Genomic DNA, 17,777 nt, shown 5'->3' with positions numbered 1-17,777 from the left:
CTTATGGGGTTTCGATGCGTCGCTGCAACAAGTTGATCAGCAGCAACAGGACGAAGGAAACCACCAGCATCAGTACACCAATGGAGGTAGCGCCGGTGTAATCGTATTGGTCGAGTTTGACCATGATCAGCAGCGGCAGAATCTCGGTTTTCATCGGCATGTTGCCGGCGATGAAAATCACCGAACCGTACTCGCCAACCCCGCGGGCAAAGGCCAACGCGAAACCGGTCAGCCATGCCGGAAGCAGTGCCGGCAGCAGGATATGGCGGAAAACCTGCAATGGCTTCGCCCCCAGGCACGCCGCTGCTTCTTCGACTTCACGAGGAATGTCCGCCAATACTGGCTGTACGGTACGTACTACGAATGGAAGTGTCACAAAAGTGAGGGCAAGGGTGATGCCCAGAGGGGTGTAGGCGATCTTGAAACCCAGATCCGCTGCAAACTGACCGACCAGACCGGTAGGGGTGTACAACGCTGTCAGTGCAATACCGGCCACCGCCGTGGGCAATGCGAACGGCAAGTCGATCATTGCGTCGATCACTTTTCGTCCAGGGAAGGTATAGCGCACTAATACCCAGGCCAGCAGCGTGCCGATGATGCCGTTGATGATTGCGGCACACAGGGCTGTGCCGAAACTGAGCTTCAGCGCCGCCAGCACCCGTGGCGCCGAGATGATTGCCCAGAACTGATCCCAGGTGAGTTGAGCGGCATGCACGAACATCGCCGCCAGTGGTATGAGCACAATCAGGCTGAGGTACACCAAGGTGTAGCCCAGCGTCAGCCCGAAGCCGGGTATGACGGGGGAGATACGACGCGACATAAAAGTCCTTGGTTAAAAAGCGTTCCGCTAAAACCATCCCTGTGAGAGCGAGCCTGCTCGCGAAGGAGGAGTACCCGTCAACATCCCTGTCGACTGAAACACCGCCTTCGCGAGCAGGCTCGCTCCCACAGGTTAAGCACCCAGGCTGACTGCATGGGTGCTCATTGATGGCTATTTAAGATTACTGCGCCTGGTAGATCTGGTCGAACACCCCGCCGTCGTTGAAGAATTTCGGCTGTGCTGTTTTCCAGCCGCCGAAGTCCTTGTCGATGCTCACCAGCTCCAGTTTCGGGAACTGCTGGGCGTACTTGGCGGCCACGTCCTTGTCACGCGGGCGATAGAAATTCTTCGCCGCGATTTCCTGGCCGGCCGGGCTGTACAGGTGCTTGAGGTAGGCCTCGGCGATCTGCTCGTTGCCCTTTTTCTCGGCATTCTTGTCGACCACCGCCACCGGTGGCTCGGCGAGGATCGACAGCGAAGGCACGACGATGTCGAATTTGTCGGCGCCGCCCTCTTCTTTCAGGGCCAGGAAGGCTTCGTTTTCCCAGGCCAGCAACACGTCGCCCTGGCCGTTGTTGACGAAGGTAATGGTCGAGCCGCGAGCGCCGGTGTCCAGCACAGGCACGTGCTTGAACAGGGTTTGTACGTACTCCTTGGCCTTGGCTTCGTCACCGCCATTGGCTTTGAGGCCATAGGCCCAGGCCGCGAGGAAGTTCCAGCGCGCACCGCCGGAGGTTTTCGGGTTCGGCGTGATCACCGAAACGTCATTCTTGACCAGGTCACCCCAGTCCTTGATGCCTTTAGGGTTGCCCTTGCGCACCAGGAACACGATGGTCGAGGTGTAAGGCGTGCTTGCGTCGGGCAGGCGCTTTTGCCAGTCCGCCGGCAGGGTCTTGCCGAGTTTGGCGATTTCGTCGATGTCACCGGCCAGGGCCAGGGTCACGACGTCGGCGCGCAGGCCATCGATCACCGCCCGGCCTTGCTTGCCCGAGCCACCATGGGATTGCTGGATTTTCACGGTGTCGCCGGCATGTTCCTTTTGCCAGAACTTCACGAATTCGGCGTTGTAGTCCTGGTACAGCTCACGGGTCGGGTCGTACGACACGTTGAGCAGTTCGTAGTCCTTGGCAACTGCGGAACCGGCAAAAAGGGCGCTAGCCAGGGCGGCCAAAGCGAAATGACGAATCGACGACATGGTGAAAGCTCCTGGAATTCTTGGTTTGTTGGCTTTTTTTATGGATTTCTGGAATCGCGTTGCCGGTTCAAAGATCGCAGCCTTCGGCAGCTCCTACAGAGGCTGCGATCCACTTCAGCCCGGCTTGTTGCCTGGCTGCTGCAAACGGAATTTTTCTTTGCGTTCGATCTGCACCACCTGCGCGTTGTGCACAGTGATTTCCACGGCACCAAACCGCAGGTCGCGCAGGGCGCTCTGGATTTCACGCAGGATGGTGGCTTCGTCTTGACCGTCGACGCTACGCAGGGATGCGCTCATGTTGCTGCTCCTTCAACTGAGAGATTGCCTCGCAGTGTCGGCACTGCTTGCGGCTTGGGAGCAATACTAGTGAGGTCTGGATATTCTTAAAAAGACTATTTAAGAATGTTTATATAACCAGAAAACATTATCTGGCGGGACAAGGCTTTGCGAGGGATAAAGGGGCAAAGACGACCAGTAGGAGCCGGCTTGCCGGCGAGGGGACCTCAAATATTGCGTAGACCCAAGGCCGCTATCGCTGGCAAGCCAGCTCCTACAGGTATCGTTTTAGTGGACGACGGGCACATGCATCCAATCCAGCTGCGCCGCCGGCAGCGGCCGACCGAACCAGTAGCCCTGCCCCAGATCACAGCCCTGTTCGAGGAGGAAAGCCGCCTGTTCGACCTGCTCGATCCCTTCGGCATGAACCTGCATGCCCATGCTTTGGGCCAGGGCGATGATCACCCGCGAGATCGCCGCATCATCCTCGTCCCACGGCAATCCGGCGACGAAACCCTGGTCGATTTTCAGTTTTTGCACCGGCAGGCGCTTGAGCCGCAACAGCGATGAGTAACCCGTGCCGAAGTCATCAATGGCCAGGCGTACACCCAACTCGCGCAGGCGATGCATTTGTTCCAGCGCGACTTCCGGATCGTCCATCACCGCGCTTTCGGTCACTTCCAGTTCCAGACAGGCCGGTTCCAACCCGGTTTCGTGCAGCACCTGCGCCACCTGCTGATACAACTCGCGACGGGCGAACAGGCGCGAAGAAACGTTGACCGCCACAAACGACAGCACCACACCGTCCCGCTGCCACTGACACATCTGCCGGCACGCCTGCGCCATGACCCAGGCATCGATTTCGGCAATCAGACCGGTTCGTTCGGCGACCGGAATGAATTCCGCCGGAGACACCAGCCCCCGCTGCGGGTGCTGCCAACGCACCAGCGCCTCGACACCTATCAGGCGGCTGGTCTTGAGGTCGTGTACCGGCTGGTAATAAACCTGCAATTCCTGCTGGTCCAGGGCACGGCGCAATTCGAAGGCGATCTCGACCCTTTGTTGAGCATGGGCGGTCAATTCTTCGGTGTAGAGCGCGTAGTCATTGCGACCGGTGCTTTTGGCCTTGAACAGCGCCGAGTCGGCGTTACGCAACAATTGTTCAACGCTCAAGGCATCGCTGGGGAACAGGCTGATGCCAATGCTGGTGTTGATGAACAACTGATGTCCATCGATAGCAAACGGCTCTTTCAGTCCGTTGATGATCCGTTGCGCCAGCGCAGCCGCCTGGACCAGCTGCGGACAGCATTCGGCCAGCACGGCAAACTCGTCGCCGCCCAGCCGAGCCAGGGTAATACCGGGGTCGAACATACCTTTCAGGCGCCCGGCTACGGCCTTGAGCAAATGATCCCCAATGGTGTGCCCGAGGCTGTCGTTGATCATCTTGAAGTGGTCCAGATCGATCATCAGCAACGCGCAGCCACGCTTGTGGATCTGCGCCGATGTCAGGGCCTGCTCGACTCGGTCGGTGAACAGCAGCCGATTGGGCAGATCGGTCAGCGGATCGTGGTGAGCCAGGTGCATCAGCTCATGCTCGGAGTCCTTGATCGCACTGATGTCGGAAAAAACTGCCACGTATTGGTTACGTCGCCCATGATCGTCGTGAATGACGCGGATAGTCTGCCATTGCGGGTAGATTTCACCGCTTTTACGGCGGTTCCAGATCTCCCCGCTCCACTCCCCCGCACTGTCGAGCGTGGCGAACATGGCCCGGTAGAAATCCGCTGGATGACGGCCAGACTTGAACAGACTGGGGCGCTGGCCCAGGACTTCTTCACTTTGATAGCCGGTGATCTCCATGAACGCCCGGTTGACATGGACAATCAAGCCTTCGCAATTGGTGACCAACACCCCTTCGCGAGTGCAGTCGAACACAGCGGCGGCTTGACGCAAGCGCTCGCGATCTTCGCTACGCTCACGCAGTTTGGCGCCAACCCCGAGGCAACGAAGCAGTCGCGCACGGGCGATGAAGATCAACCCGGCACTTAGCACCACCCAGGCATAACCGTTGATCAGTTGCCACCGCAATAGCTCTTCCGAGCTATCGAAGAAACTGTTTAATAAATAGCCACTGATCTGCAGCCAAACCACAGAAAGCAACAGATAGAGCAGCGCTGCACGCAAGGCATCGCGATAGGTGGCAAGCATCCGGCAATCCATGTCCATACGAAAAGGTTGGAATTATAGTTTAAAGACACATCCAGCCACTCTTATCTGAAAGGGCGACTGGTTTTCTGTGTGGGCTTAGTGATAATGCAACGGCTGTTTTTTTCTTTATCGAGGGCCCTACAGCCTATGTGGTACGAAGGTTTACTTGGCTTGTCGGCCTGGTCACTGGTAGCAGTCACCCTGCTGATGACCCACGTCACGATCATCGCCGTTACGGTCTATCTGCATCGTTACTCGGCCCACCGCTCCCTGGAGCTGAATGGGGGCCTCAAGCATTTCTTCCGTTTCTGGCTGTGGCTGACCACGGCGCAGAACACCCGCGAGTGGACGGCCATCCACCGCAAGCATCACGCCAAATGCGAAACCGTCGATGATCCGCACAGCCCGGTCATCAAGGGGCTGTCCACGGTGCTGCGCAAAGGCGCCGAGCTGTACCGCGCCGAAGCGGAAAACCCCGAGACGCTGCGCATCTACGGCAAGAACTGCCCCGAAGACTGGATCGAGCGCAACCTCTACAGCCGCTTCCCGCTGCTGGGTGTGGCGATCATGGCCGTTATCGACCTGCTGCTGTTCGGCACCATCGGCATCACCATCTGGGCCATCCAGATGATGTGGATCCCGGTGTGGGCCGCCGGCGTGGTCAATGGCCTGGGCCATGCCATCGGCTACCGCAACTTCGAATGCCGCGATGCGGCGACCAACCTGGTGCCATGGGGCATCCTGATTGGCGGCGAAGAACTGCATAACAACCATCACACCTACCCTAATTCGGCAAAACTGTCGGTGAAGAAGTGGGAATTCGACCTCGGCTGGGCTTGGATCAAAGTCTTCAGCTTCCTGCGCCTGGCCAAGGTTCAACGGGTTGCGCCGATTGCCCATCGCGTAGAAGGCAAGGGCAACCTGGACATGGACACCGCCATGGCGATCCTCAACAACCGCTTCCAGATCATGGCCCAGTACCGCAAATTGGTGATCGGCCCGCTGGTCAAGCAAGAGCTGGAAAAGGTCGATCACTCGGTACGTCACCAGTTCCACCGGGCCAAACGCCTGCTTTCGCGAGAGACCAGCCTGCTGGATGACAAGCACCATGTACGCATCCAGAACATGCTCGAGCACAGTCAGGCACTGAAGGTAATCTACGAGAAACGCCTGGCCCTGCAACAGATCTGGGTCAAGACCAGCTCAAATGGCCACGACATGCTCGCGGCGATCAAGGATTGGGTGCACGAAGCCGAAGCCAGCGGGATTCAATCCCTGCGCGACTTCGCCGATCAGTTGAAAACCTACTCCCTGCGCCCTGCCGCCGTCTGACCGGAAGCCTCACTGTAGGAGCCGGCTTGCCGGCGATAGCTCCTTGGAAAACGCTATCGCCGGCAAGCCGGGCTCCTACCAGCCCGCGTTATCCTGAACTGAACGTACCGCCCGGCGGGAGCAAGCTCCCTCGCCACAAAAGGCGGGAACTTCATCTTGAAACCCTTATCTCAAAGACACTTCGCCATCCCCGGCGGGCTTGGTGTTGGCCGCTATCGATCATGCGGCATGCCCTTTGAGATTTGTGTCGATGGCCCAAAAGAACCTGCAAGACTCATCTCCGTCACATTGCCCCGAGGCCGCGCAGACCCTGATGGCGCTGATGCACGCCCAAGGCGAAGTCGCACGCCTGACCGAACGGGAACAGCTGTTCAACACCTTGCTGGCAAGCGTCAACGCGGTGCTGTGGGCATTCGATTGGGAAACCCGCCGGGTGCTTTACGTCAGCCCGGCCTATGAACGGATCTTTGGCCGTTCAGCCGATCTGTTGCTGGCCGACTGCAATCAATGGCGCGACAGCATTCACCCTGACGACCTCGACTACGCCGAACGCAGCCTGGCCGAAGTGCTGGACAAAGGCGCCGTCGAAGACCGCGAGTATCGAATCATTGCCGCCGACGGCCAGGTGCGCTGGCTCAGCGACAAATGCTTCATCAATCGCCAGGCCGAGCCGGGGCAACCGGTGATCATCGTCGGCTTTGCCGAAGACATCACCCACAAGAAGCAGATGGAAACCGAACTGCATCGCCTGGCCACCACCGATGCCCTGACCCAGAGCAGCAATCGCCATCATTTCTTCGAATGCGCTCACCGCGAGTTCGCACACGCCCGGCAACAGGGCGAGCCGCTGTCGTTTCTGATGCTGGACATTGATGACTTCAAAACGATCAACGACACCTACGGTCACCAGGAAGGCGACAACGTGCTGCAACGCATTGCCGAAAGCGGCCGCGCAGCTCTGCGCCGTCGCGACCTGTTCGGGCGCATAGGCGGTGAGGAATTTGCTGCGGTGTTTCCCGGGTGCACGCCCCAAATGGCCCTGCAAGTGGCTGAACGCCTGCATCGGCAGATTCAGCAGTTGAGTTTCAACCATGAAGGCCGGACGTTCGGCATCACTGTCAGCCAGGGCCTGACCAGCCTGAGCGCCTCGGACGAAAACGTGGAGGACCTGTTTTCCCGGGCGGATGCCGCGATGTATCAGGCCAAGCGCGAGGGCAAGAACCGGATTGTCACTGCCTGAGGCCCCTGTAGGAGCTGGCTTGCCAGCGATCCATACAACCCGGTGTGTGTCAGATACACCGCCTTCGCTGGCAAGCCAGCTCCTACAAGGGTAAGAGGGAGCTTACTTCTTGCGCAACCGCATCAGCTCCGGCAAGCCGATCTTGAGCAACCGCGCCGTCCGGCTCTTGGCCAGTTCCTCGATGCCCTCATGCTCGGTCAGGCGCGCCATCTGCGCCGCCATGTTCATCACCAGCGCTTCGCGGGAATAAACCCCGCCACCGAGCTGGTAGGCCGCCGCAATCAGCTCCCGCAACTCCAGCGGCAGGCGCCAGCGTGTACGCAGGGCCGAGCCATAGGCCGCGCCATATTCAACCAGCGCCTCACCCACTTCTTCCAACTCGTCCAGTGCGCCGCCAGCCTGTTGCCATTCCTGCAGACAGCGCAGCAATGCCAGATCGCCGAGACGATGCAACATGCCGGCGCAATAGCAACGCTCCTGATCCAGATCGAGTAAGCGCGCCAGGGTTCGTGCGTACTCGGCAGTGTGCAGTGACAGCTCCCAGTAACGCTCGGCATAGTCGGCTAATTGCGGATCGCTGAGCCGGGCACTGCGCTTGAGCGCCAGGCCGAGAATCAGGTTCATGCTCTGTCCGGTGCCCAGGCGATGCAGTGCCTGGGACAGGGTTTGCACGCCCGCGCCGCGGTGCTGAGCCGCGCTGTTGGCAGCGGCAATCAGCACAGCCGTGACCTGCGGATCGGTGCGGATTTCGTCTTCCAGCACCGTCAGGTCGAGGCCATTGGGATTGAGGCTGCGTTTGACCGCCACCTGCACGTCGGTCATCAGCGGCGCGCCGTCGGCCAATTCCCGTCGACGCTCCAGAAACACCGACAACGTCATGCCCGGCGCCAGCGCCGGCACTTCGCACGAGACTTCTTCCCCTGCGTGCAGCAGCAACCCCTGCAACCGATGGGTCAGGCTTTCCATATTCAGGGGCTTGGTCAGGTACGCGGCCGGCGCCAGTGGCAAGGCCTCGCGCACGCTGGCACTGTCGTTGCGACTGCTCATGAGGATGAAGGGCAGCGGCGGGTTGCGTTTGCGCTGGCGGATGTTGCGCAAGACATTCAGGCCATCGACACCCGGCAACTCCCAATCGGCGATGACCAGGTCATAAGGGTTGGCAGCCAATAGCTCCAGCGCCTGCTGGCCATCGGCGCACAAATCCAGCCGCGCATCGCAGCGTACGTTCAACAACACTTCCTTGAGCAGGTCCCGGGACCAGGGGTCGGCCTCGGCGATCAGTACTCTCGGAACCGCGGGTAAAATGACAGTTGTCATACAGCTCTCCCTGGCAATGCAGGAACCTTAGCCAATGCGGGCCATTCGATACAGCGTTAATGCGCGGGATGTGTTTCCAGGGGCATGAAAAAACCCGCCGAAGCGGGCTTTTTGTCGATCAGGTCACACTAAGTGATCACAGCTCGGCGAAGCACTCTTCGATGATCGCCAGGCCTTTGTCCAGTTGCTCGTCCGGCGAGGTCAGCGGTACCAGGACGCGCAGAACGTTGCCGTAGGTGCCGCAGGACAGCAGGATCAGGCCCTTGTCGCGAGCCTTGGCCACAACCGATGCCACAGCGGCGGCGTTTGGCTTGTGGCTGTCGCCGTTTTCGAACAGCTCGACAGCGATCATCGCACCCAGGGCACGGACTTCGCCGATCACCGGGTACTTGGCCTGGATGGCCTTCAGACCGGTTACCAGACGCTCGCCAACGGCCTTGCAACGATCCAGCAGGTGCTCTTCTTCGAACACTTCCATCACGGCCAGGGCCGCGGCGCAAGCGATCGGGCTACCGGCGTAGGTGCCGCCCAGGCCGCCTGGAGCGATGGCGTCCATGTACTCGGCCTTGCCGCACACACCGGCCAGCGGGAAGCCGCCAGCGATGGATTTGGCGAAGGTGGTCAGGTCTGCAGCAACGCCCATCTGTTCCATGGCGAAGAAAGTACCGGTACGGCCAGCGCCAGTCTGTACTTCGTCAGCGATCAGCAGGATGCCGTGCTGGTCGCACAGGGCACGCAGACGCTTCATGAATTCTTTCGGAGCGACGTAGAATCCACCTTCGCCCTGAACCGGCTCGATGATGATCGCAGCGATGTCTTTCGGCTCGGCGTCGTTCTTGAAGATGCGCTCGATGGACGCGATCGAATCGTCGATGCTCACGCCGTGCAGTTCGTTCGGGTACAGCGCACGGAAGATGCCGCCTGGCATCAGGCCCATGCCGGCCGAGTAAGGCACGACTTTACCGGTCAGGCCCAGGGTCATCATGGTGCGGCCGTGGTAGGCGCCGGTGAAGGCGATCACGCCAGCACGCCCAGTGGCGGCACGAGCGATCTTGATCGAGTTTTCCACGGCTTCGGAACCGGTGGTCACCAGCAGGGTTTTCTTGGCGAAATCACCTGGCACCTTGGCGTTGATTTTTTCGCACACTTCTACGTACGGCTCGTAGGCCAGCACCTGGAAGCAAGTGTGGGTCAGCTTGTTCAGCTGCTCGGTCACGGCCGCGATGATTTTCGGGTGCACGTGGCCGGTGTTCAGCACGGCGATACCGCCGGCGAAGTCGATGAACTCACGACCTTCAACATCGGTCACGGTCGCGTTCTTCGCGGACTCGGCGAAGATCGGGTGAATCTGGCCAACACCACGTGGAACTGCATTGGTACGGCGGGCCATCAAAGAAGCGTTAGTCTTGCTCATTACATTCCTCATTCGCCGCTCATCGGTCGGCGTGGTTCAAGGATTAAGCGGTGGGGAGGTAACTAAGGCAGCATGCGATGATCGACTGCCACAGCGTTCCCGACCACAGAGAAAATTCCGGTTTGAAGCGGCGCAAAGGGACAGCGCTCTCGTGCCCTTTGCGCTTGAAGCAATGCTCTTCCGGGCTTATACCTTCGAGCTTAGATGCCCAGGCAGAGGTATTTGATTTCCAGGTAATCTTCGATGCCGTACTTGGAGCCTTCACGGCCCAGGCCCGAAGCCTTGATGCCGCCGAACGGCGCGACTTCGTTGGAGATCAACCCGGTGTTGACGCCGACCATGCCGTATTCCAGGGCTTCAGCCACACGGAACACACGGCCCAGGTCGCGAGCATAGAAGTACGAGGCCAGACCGAACTCGGTGTCGTTGGACATCGCGATCACATCGGCTTCGTCTTTGAAGCGGAACAGTGGAGCCAATGGACCGAAGGTTTCTTCCTTGGCCACGGCGGCGTTGTTCGGCACGTTGGTCAGGATGGTCGGCTCGAAGAAGTTGCCTTCCATCGACTTGCCGCCGGACAGCACGGTGGCGCCTTTGGAAATGGCGTCAGCGATGTGCTCTTGCACCTTGGCCACGGCTTTTTCGTCGATCAGCGGGCCAGTGGTGGTGCCGTCTTCCAGACCGTTACCGATCTTGAGCTTAGCCACAGCCACTTTCAGCTTCTCGGCGAACGCGTCGTAGACCGAATCCTGAATGTACAGGCGGTTGGCGCAGACGCAGGTCTGACCGTTATTGCGATACTTGGAAATGATCGCGCCTTCGACGGCCTTATCCAGGTCCGCGTCGTCGAACACGATGAACGGCGCGTTGCCGCCCAGCTCCAGGGACACTTTCTTGATGTCCTTGGCACATTCCGACATCAGTTGACGACCGATTTCGGTCGAACCGGTGAAGGACAGCTTGCGTACGATCGGGTTGCTGGTCAGTTCGCTGCCGATGTCGCCGGCGCTGCCGGAAACAACGCTGAACACGCCAGCCGGGATGCCGGCACGCTGGGCCAGTTCGGCCAGGGCAAAGGCCGAGAACGGGGTTTGCGAAGCAGGCTTGAGCACCATGGTGCAACCGGCGGCCAGGGCCGGGCCGGCTTTACGGGTGATCATGGCAGCCGGAAAGTTCCACGGGGTGATTGCAGCGGTCACGCCGATTGGCTGCTTGATCACGATCAGGCGCTTGTCTGGCTGGTGGCCCGGAATCACGTCACCGTAGATGCGCTTGGCTTCTTCGGCGAACCATTCGATGAAGGAAGCGGCGTAAACGATTTCGCCCTTGGCTTCGGCCAATGGCTTGCCTTGTTCCAGGGTCATCAGGCGAGCCAGGTCGTCCTGGTTCTCGATGATCAGTTCGAACCAGCGACGCAGCTTGTTCGCACGTTCTTTGGCGGTCAGTGCACGCCAGGCCGGCAGCGCTTTGTCAGCGGCTTCGATTGCACGGCGGGTTTCGGCAGCGCCCATTTTCGGTACGGTGCCCAGAATTTCGCCCGTTGCCGGGTTGTTGACCTTGATCGTCTGACCATTGTCCGCATCAACCCACGCGCCATCGATAAAGGCTTGCTGGCGGAACAACTGGGTGTCTTTAAGCTGCATGTCGGCTTTCCTTAACAGCACCGCGCACGCGCGGAGCAAATTATGATTGTAGAAAGGCGCCTCGATAGGCTGCCGTCAGGGAAATCATTCACCGGGCTGAAGCACATAAATAGCGCACTGATTGAACTCGTGCGGTTCAGCACCCAGACAAGAGCGTTTGAAATCTCAAACGAATCCTAGGATCAAAGGGGGTAAAGGACAATAGGCTGTTCGAAAAAAAGAACGAAAACGACGCTTTTGCCCGTATTTTCTGATCAACGTAGCAAACGTCCGTTACAGCTTTAAAAAAACGCAGGCGATTCAGCAGCATGGACGCCCGCAGTGCATATGAGTATCATGGCGCCCGCTGCACCAGTAGCTCAGCTGGATAGAGTACTGCCCTCCGAAGGCAGGGGTCGTGGGTTCGAATCCCGCCTGGTGCACCATTTTCTGTAACTGCTTGTCCGGTATACATTTATCGACAAACAGAGGGTCTGAAAGGCTGGTGGGGCACTGAGACGTGCTTTTAGGTGGGGCATCGCAACGGTGCAGCCCATGCCAGTCCAACCCGCATTCCTCACCCTCAACAGACATAAAACCTACTACTTCCGCATAGTGGTTCCCAAACCTCTTCGCACTGCCTTTTCCTTACAAAGGGAAATCCGACGCTCGCTAAAAACGGACAGCGCCAGGCTAGCGCTTAAGCGTGCCCGGCAATACGCTGCATGCTTCGAAGCTGCTTTTGATAGGGTGTTAGCCGTGGCAGGGAAAGACGATTACGTTCCGACAGACGCAGATTACGAGCTCTACATTAATGAGATAGAGCAGGCTGAGTCGGCTGGCGCGTGGGCGAGCCACCCGGCTGAACCAGCGCAGAAAGCCGTATCGACCCTTTCAGACGAAGACTGGCAAAAAATCGAAATACAGCAACGCTGGAATGCCATAGCTGAAGTGCTAACCGGCAATGCAAAGCGGGCTATCCCAGAGAGTCAGAAAGGCCTCGCAGATCAGGTTTTTGCCGCAGGCAATGGAATCCCGTTTACAAGGTTCCGGAAGCTTCTGCCGAAGCTATTAGATGAGCTAGCTCTGCAACAGCTCCGTAGACCGGGCGCAACCGTAGCAGCGCCAGCCCCGACCTCAGCACCAATAGTGCCAAAACCACCAAGCCCTACTCTGTATGAGCTTTGGCTGCTTCTACGTGAGACTGACCAGCGCCTGAACAGAAAAAAGTCAGCCAGCGCCCACGCTGACGAACAGGGACACGCCCTCAGGCTTACCATTCTGAGCGGTAACAGGCCGTTTGGCTCTCTAACGCTAGAAGATATCAATCAGCTGTATCTACTCACTCAGCAGGTCAAAGCCCTTCGCGGCAAAAAAATTCCGCCGCCGGACTCACCTATTGAATCGATCCTTGCCTCGCAAGGGGACGACCTGATTAGCGGTCCAACCATTGAAAAGATGATCATCCGGCTCAGTGTGCTGCATAAATTCGCTTACGCCAAAGGCTACACAGACATTGAGCCGACCAAAACTGAAGTTCCGTCTGTCAACATTGAGGCTGGGCGTATCGCTCGACAGGACAAGCCGTTTTCAACCCAAGAGCTGCACGCAATCTTCTCAGGCTATCTCTACGAGGGAACGGATAGCGGCCCAACCAATCTTGTTTTCCCTTACCAATTCTGGCTTCCGCTGCTTGGCATTTTTACTGGAGGACGGCTCAATGAACTCTGTCAGCTGGAAACAGCCGACATCACTCAAGAGCTGAATTCCGGGATCTGGTTTGCTCGACTCGTTGAAGAAGGTTCAAAATCGTTGAAAAACGATAACAGCAATCGATTCATACCTATCCACAACGAACTGATCAGAATCGGGTTCTTGGATTTTGTGGCCCAAGCTCAAAGAGAAGGTCGAAAAAACCTATTCTCGGACGGGCTCACCTATCAGAAGATCAAAGGCTGGGGCGGAATCGCAACCACCTTCTTCACCCGCATGCCAAGCCCCAGCACGACGTATGGTGGCTATTTCTATAGCATCGGTATCCGTAAGCGCCTCCATGATGGCAAGCCTGACGGCAAGAAATTCCATGCTTTCCGCCATACCTTTGTTGATCTGCTTAGGAACACCAGTGATGAGGCTGACCGGCTAATCCCTGCATTCACTGGGCACGCGACGAAGAACAAAAATCAGTCTGATGATTACGGCTCAGGGTATTTGCTCTCAAAACTGCACCGAGTGCTGCACACCGTACAGTTTCCCGTACACCTTACGAGCATAACCTATGCCGACTTTGAGCAGCGACTGGGACACATACTGAAACCTTGTATTCAGGAACACCGCAATACCCACGGCCTGAATCCGATGCAGCAGCCCGCCGACTATGGGGCATCAATGGACAAGCGCCGCAGCAGCTTGTAGCTTGCCGGCCTATTGACATCATCTAAAAAGGAGCATGGAAAAAGTTATGGCCGTCGTAAGCGTCCGGCCAACACACCTTTCTGATCCCAACGCTTAGGGCGATGGTGGACACCTATTTAAGTGGACACCATTTTTAGCCTTATTAAGCGGATCGCCATGCGCCAACGACACTCTTACCCCAAACCTTTCAAAGCCCAAGTCGTTCAGGAATGTCTGCACGCTGGTGCGTCCATCGCAAGCGTCGCGCTGAGCCACGGGATCAATGCCAATCTCGTGCGTAAATGGATTCCGCTTTATCGCGACGCGGACAGTAAAAACCTGCCCGCTTTTATCCCTTTGAAACTAGAACCCTGCGTTCATGATCGTCCCGAGCCATCGATCAGAATCGACGTGCCAAGCGAGCATGGGAGCCTCGTGGTGAACTGGCCCGTCAACGATCCCGAGGGATGTGCCCGATTCGTCCGGGGATTAATCTGATGATCCGCATCGATTCCATCTGGCTCGCCACCGAGCCGATGGACATGCGCGCGGGCACCGACACCGCGCTTGCACGGGTAGTGGCCGTGTTCGGTGCGGCGAAGCCGCACTGTGCTTATCTCTTCGCCAACCGCCGCGCCAATCGGATGAAAGTGCTGGTGCATGACGGCGTCGGCATCTGGCTGGCAGCACGTCGATTGCACCAGGGGCGCTTTTTCTGGCCGGGTGTCCGACACGGTTCAGAGCTTGAATTAGACGCCGAGCAACTTCAGGCCCTGATACTCGGATTACCGTGGCAAAGAGTCGGTGCCGGCGGCGTCATCACTGTGCTTTAAGTTCTGTCATGGCCAGCTCGCCAGCACAATTGTCCGATCAACCTATCGTCGCCTAATGCCTGCTCTGGCAAAATCAGCGGCATGACTTCCGCCCCGAATCTCGACCAACTGAACCCTGAACAACTGCGTGCTCTGGCCGCGCAGTTGATGCAGCGCGTCGAGACGATGGACAAACAAATCCACCATCACAAAACAGTCAACGAGAAACTGACCCATGAGATCGCGCTGCTCAAGCGCTTCAAGTTTGCCAAGCGCAGCGAACAACTAAGTCCTGCTCAAGCTAGCTTGCTCGATGACCTGATCGACACCGACATCGCGGCTATCGAAGCTGAACTTGAGGCACTGCAATCAACGCCGACTGCGGCCAAAGTGCGTCAGCAACCCAAGCGTGCGCCGCTGCCAGCGCAGTTTCCTCGTACGCTGATCCACCACGAACCGGACAACAGCCATTGCCAATGCGGCTGCGCCCTCAAGCGCATCGGTGAAGATGCCAGCGAAAAGCTCGACTACACCCCCGGCGTGTTTACCGTCGAACGCCATATCCGTGGGAAATGGGCCTGTGAGCAGTGCGAGACGTTGATCCAGGCACCGGTACCGGCGCATGTCATCGACAAAGGCATCCTGTTGGCGCTGATTGAAAACTGACCCACCCTGCCGATTGAAAATTGACCCAGGGCGGATTGCTGATTTTTGCCCCAGCAATTGTGGATAAGCTTAGCAGCAGTGTCCTGGTTGAAGACGCATCGGGCCCTGCCGCATGCAGGCATGCGGCAGGGTGTTTACGATGCAGATCAAAACGCTTCGTCGTCCTCGATACCGTCTTCGTCCTTACGCTTTCGTTCACGCGATTTGATCTTTGTCTGGGCGGCCAAGGTGCTGTGTTGCAGGCGGTAGGACTCGTTGCCCGTTTCGACGATGTGGCAGTGGTGTGTCAGCCGATCCAGCAACGCCGTGGTCATCTTGGCGTCGCCGAACACACTCGACCATTCCGAGAAGCTAAGGTTGGTGGTGATGAGCACGCTGGTGTGCTCGTATAGCTTGGACAGCAGATGAAATAACAGGGCGCCACCGCTCTGACTGAAGGGCAAATATCCCAGCTCATCGAGTATCACCAGATCTGTGCGAAGCAGCGCTTGAGCGATTCGGCCTGCTTTACCCTCGTGTTTTTCGCGCTCCAGCAAATTGACCAGATCCACCGTGGAGTAGAAGCGCACGCGTTTGTTATGCGTCGTGATTCCGGACACGGCCAAGGCGGTGGCCAGGTGTGTTTTGCCTGTTCCAGGCCCACCGATGAACACGACATTTTGCGCAGTCTCCGTAAACTCAAGGCTGGATAATTCCTTGACCAGACGGGCATCTGCGCTGGAAGCGCTGAAGTCGAAGCCAGCTAAATCACGGTGCATGGGGAGCTTTGCCATGTTCATCTGATGATTCACAGAGCGCACGGCGCGATCTGCCTGCTCCTGTTGGAGCAGATGCTCAAGCAGCCATTTCGAGGATGCCGTCGAAGCTTCTCCCTGGGCCGCCAGTTCTTCCCAAGCCTGCGCCATGCCATGCAGGCGCAGTTCTTTAAGTTCTGCCATCAAGTCACGCATTGCGGCTCTCCTCATCTGTTGTACGGAGTTGGTCATATCGGGCCGTGTTCGCAACGGGAGCCACCTTGAGTTGCAGGCTGGTTTCTACGGAAGGCGTTGGTGCAGTAGCGGTGAGTCGGGCGAGAACATTTAAAATGTGATCGGCGCTCAGACTTCCCGACTCAAGCACCAGTTCTACCGCTACCAGCACCGGGTCGAGACCGGCGATGGGCACGGCAGCGAGCACCTGCGTCATGATTCGATCACCGTTGCTGTGACGTCTCAGGCCCCGTTTGAGAAGCCGCAACGGATTGGGCAGATCGGCAAACGGTGCGCCATTGCGCAGTGCACCCGGCTTGCGTTCGATGAGTGGGATGTAATGCTGCCAGTCAAAACTGACCTGATCTCGATCAAAGAGGCGCTCGTGGCTGGCAATCATTGCGTCATCGGCGATGACCACGATCCGGGATGGGTAAAGACGGCTGCTGACCCACTGGCCGACTCGTTCACAAGGCACCGAATAGCGATTTCGCGCCACGCTGATCAGGCAGGTGCTGGAGACCCGTACGGTGCGCTCGACGTAGCCATCAAAGGCCGTCGGCATCGGCATCATTTCGACCCGTTCCAGCTCCAAAACTTCCGCCACCGTCAGCCCGCTGTACTGCGGATGCTCCAGCTCGCTCCAGAGCGACCGGCAGCGTTGACCGAGCCAGATATTCAGTTCTTCGAAGGTGTGAAACATGCAATCTTGAGCGTCGATCCAGATGCGCCGCCGGCTGTCTTGGACGTTCTTTTCAACGATACCTTTTTCCCAACCCGAGGCGACGTTGCAGAAGTCCGGGTCGAACAGGTAGTGGGCACACATGACAGCAAACCGGGCATTGACCGTGCGGCCTTTGCCTTTGTTGACCTTGTCGACAGCCGTTTTCATGTTGTCGTAGATGCCGCGACGCGGCACGCCACCTAACGCTCCGAACGAGCGTGTATGGGCATCGAATAGCATCTCGTGACCTTGGCTAGGGTACGCAACCAACCAGAATGCGCGACTGGCGCACAGCTTCATGTGGGAGACCTGGATGCGTCGAAACAGGCCACCGATCAGCAACCCTTCTTCGCTCCAGTCAAATTGAAAAGCTTCACCGAGCGCAAACGTCAGCGGTACAAAAGCGCGTAAAGACTTGCCTTGCTCACCTCGCCACGAGCGTACAAACGCTGTGAGCTGGCTGTAGCCGCCGTCATAACCCTCGGCCTTGATCTGCTCGAAAAGTGCTTTGGCGCTTCTACGATTGTGCTTTGCCCGGAACGAATCGGCTTTCAGCGCCTGTTCCAGCGTGTCGTGGAAAGGGCTGAGTTTGTTGAAGGTCGCGCACCGCTGGTACGCCGGCTGAGTAGCTTCGGGCGCTCTGACCCATTTTCGGATGGTGTTTCTCGACAGCCCGGTACGCTTGGCTATCTGGTGCAGCGAGAGCTTGTCGCGGAAGTACATCCGCCGGATTTTTCCCAACATTTCCATGCTGATCACCCTGTGTTCTCCTGCTCGAAAAGTGAGCAG

14 protein-coding genes, 1 tRNA gene and 1 pseudogene are annotated in these 17,777 nt (G+C 58.0%); 7 read left to right on the top strand and 9 right to left on the bottom strand.

What is annotated here, in order from left to right; genetic code table 11:
- Position 1: 1 nt before the first annotated feature.
- The 4 genes from cysT to dibA all read right to left on the bottom strand — a co-directional run bounded on the left by cysT (position 2) and on the right by dibA (position 4,499).
- Positions 2-820, bottom strand: coding sequence for a sulfate ABC transporter permease subunit CysT (cysT, locus tag CD175_RS24785; protein ID WP_007972956.1), 819 nt, complete (start codon positions 818-820; stop codon positions 2-4).
- 181 nt (positions 821-1,001) lie between these two features.
- Entirely contained in the window at positions 1,002-2,015 is a 1,014-nt protein-coding gene (locus CD175_RS24780) for a sulfate ABC transporter substrate-binding protein (protein ID WP_102701901.1), read from the bottom strand.
- A gap of 114 nt (positions 2,016-2,129) precedes the next feature.
- Positions 2,130-2,312 carry a sulfur starvation response protein OscA gene (oscA, locus tag CD175_RS24775; RefSeq protein WP_007975618.1) on the bottom strand — a complete coding sequence of 61 codons (183 nt, stop codon included), beginning with the start codon at positions 2,310-2,312 and terminating at the stop codon, positions 2,130-2,132.
- A 267-nt stretch (positions 2,313-2,579) separates the two neighbouring features.
- Positions 2,580-4,499, bottom strand: a complete 1,920-nt coding sequence (gene dibA, locus CD175_RS24770; protein WP_104450795.1) for a phosphodiesterase DibA — start codon at positions 4,497-4,499, stop codon at positions 2,580-2,582.
- Positions 4,500-4,646: 147 nt separating this feature from the next.
- Here dibA and desA point away from each other — a divergent pair, with 147 nt between their 5' ends.
- Together desA and CD175_RS24760 are read left to right on the top strand one after the other, a co-directional pair.
- The gene (gene desA, locus CD175_RS24765; RefSeq protein ID WP_095964474.1) at positions 4,647-5,831 is read left to right on the top strand and encodes a delta-9 fatty acid desaturase DesA; all 1,185 of its coding nucleotides are present in this window, start codon (positions 4,647-4,649) and stop codon (positions 5,829-5,831) included.
- 250 nt (positions 5,832-6,081) lie between these two features.
- Entirely contained in the window at positions 6,082-7,071 is a 990-nt protein-coding gene (locus CD175_RS24760) for a sensor domain-containing diguanylate cyclase (protein WP_104450794.1), read from the top strand.
- A 102-nt stretch (positions 7,072-7,173) separates the two neighbouring features.
- Here CD175_RS24760 and CD175_RS24755 read toward each other — a convergent pair whose 3' ends face one another.
- From CD175_RS24755 to gabD, 3 genes are all read right to left on the bottom strand, one after another.
- Entirely contained in the window at positions 7,174-8,388 is a 1,215-nt protein-coding gene (locus CD175_RS24755) for a response regulator (protein WP_104450793.1), read from the bottom strand.
- Positions 8,389-8,524: 136 nt separating this feature from the next.
- Positions 8,525-9,802 carry a 4-aminobutyrate--2-oxoglutarate transaminase gene (gene gabT / locus CD175_RS24750; protein ID WP_007975624.1) on the bottom strand — a complete coding sequence of 426 codons (1,278 nt, stop codon included), beginning with the start codon at positions 9,800-9,802 and terminating at the stop codon, positions 8,525-8,527.
- Positions 9,803-10,002: 200 nt separating this feature from the next.
- Complete coding sequence (gene gabD / locus CD175_RS24745) at positions 10,003-11,445, bottom strand: NADP-dependent succinate-semialdehyde dehydrogenase (RefSeq protein ID WP_104450792.1); 1,443 nt, start codon at positions 11,443-11,445, stop codon at positions 10,003-10,005.
- A 348-nt stretch (positions 11,446-11,793) separates the two neighbouring features.
- Between gabD and CD175_RS24740 the strand changes: the two genes are divergently transcribed.
- The 5 genes and pseudogenes from CD175_RS24740 to CD175_RS24720 form a co-directional block, all read left to right on the top strand.
- Positions 11,794-11,870, top strand: a tRNA-Arg gene (locus CD175_RS24740).
- 109 nt (positions 11,871-11,979) lie between these two features.
- Positions 11,980-13,839, top strand: coding sequence for a site-specific integrase (locus tag CD175_RS24735; RefSeq protein ID WP_104450791.1), 1,860 nt, complete (start codon positions 11,980-11,982; stop codon positions 13,837-13,839).
- Positions 13,840-13,959: 120 nt separating this feature from the next.
- Entirely contained in the window at positions 13,960-14,316 is a 357-nt protein-coding gene (gene tnpA / locus CD175_RS24730) for an IS66-like element accessory protein TnpA (protein ID WP_240628883.1), read from the top strand.
- Positions 14,316-14,651 carry an IS66 family insertion sequence element accessory protein TnpB gene (gene tnpB, locus CD175_RS31810; protein WP_034149241.1) on the top strand — a complete coding sequence of 112 codons (336 nt, stop codon included), beginning with the start codon at positions 14,316-14,318 and terminating at the stop codon, positions 14,649-14,651. The genes tnpA and tnpB overlap by 1 nt, the downstream gene beginning before the upstream one ends.
- 81 nt (positions 14,652-14,732) lie before the next feature.
- Positions 14,733-15,272, top strand: a pseudogene (locus CD175_RS24720) (IS66 family transposase zinc-finger binding domain-containing protein); the annotation flags it as partial.
- 170 nt (positions 15,273-15,442) lie between these two features.
- Here CD175_RS24720 and istB read toward each other — a convergent pair.
- Together istB and istA are read right to left on the bottom strand one after the other, a co-directional pair.
- Positions 15,443-16,246 (bottom strand): IS21-like element helper ATPase IstB, encoded by an 804-nt coding sequence (gene istB / locus CD175_RS24715; RefSeq protein WP_104450790.1) that lies wholly within the window; start codon positions 16,244-16,246, stop codon positions 15,443-15,445.
- The gene (gene istA / locus CD175_RS24710) at positions 16,239-17,738 is read right to left on the bottom strand and encodes an IS21 family transposase (protein WP_104450822.1); all 1,500 of its coding nucleotides are present in this window, start codon (positions 17,736-17,738) and stop codon (positions 16,239-16,241) included. The genes istB and istA overlap by 8 nt, the downstream gene beginning before the upstream one ends.
- Between the last annotated feature and the right edge of the window lie 39 nt (positions 17,739-17,777).

Origin of the sequence: Pseudomonas laurylsulfatiphila (assembly GCF_002934665.1) — a bacterium.
GTDB classification, from domain to species: domain Bacteria; phylum Pseudomonadota; class Gammaproteobacteria; order Pseudomonadales; family Pseudomonadaceae; genus Aquipseudomonas; species Aquipseudomonas laurylsulfatiphila.
Note: the sequence above shows the minus strand (reverse complement) of the source record. Positions and strands in the feature narration are given on the sequence as shown.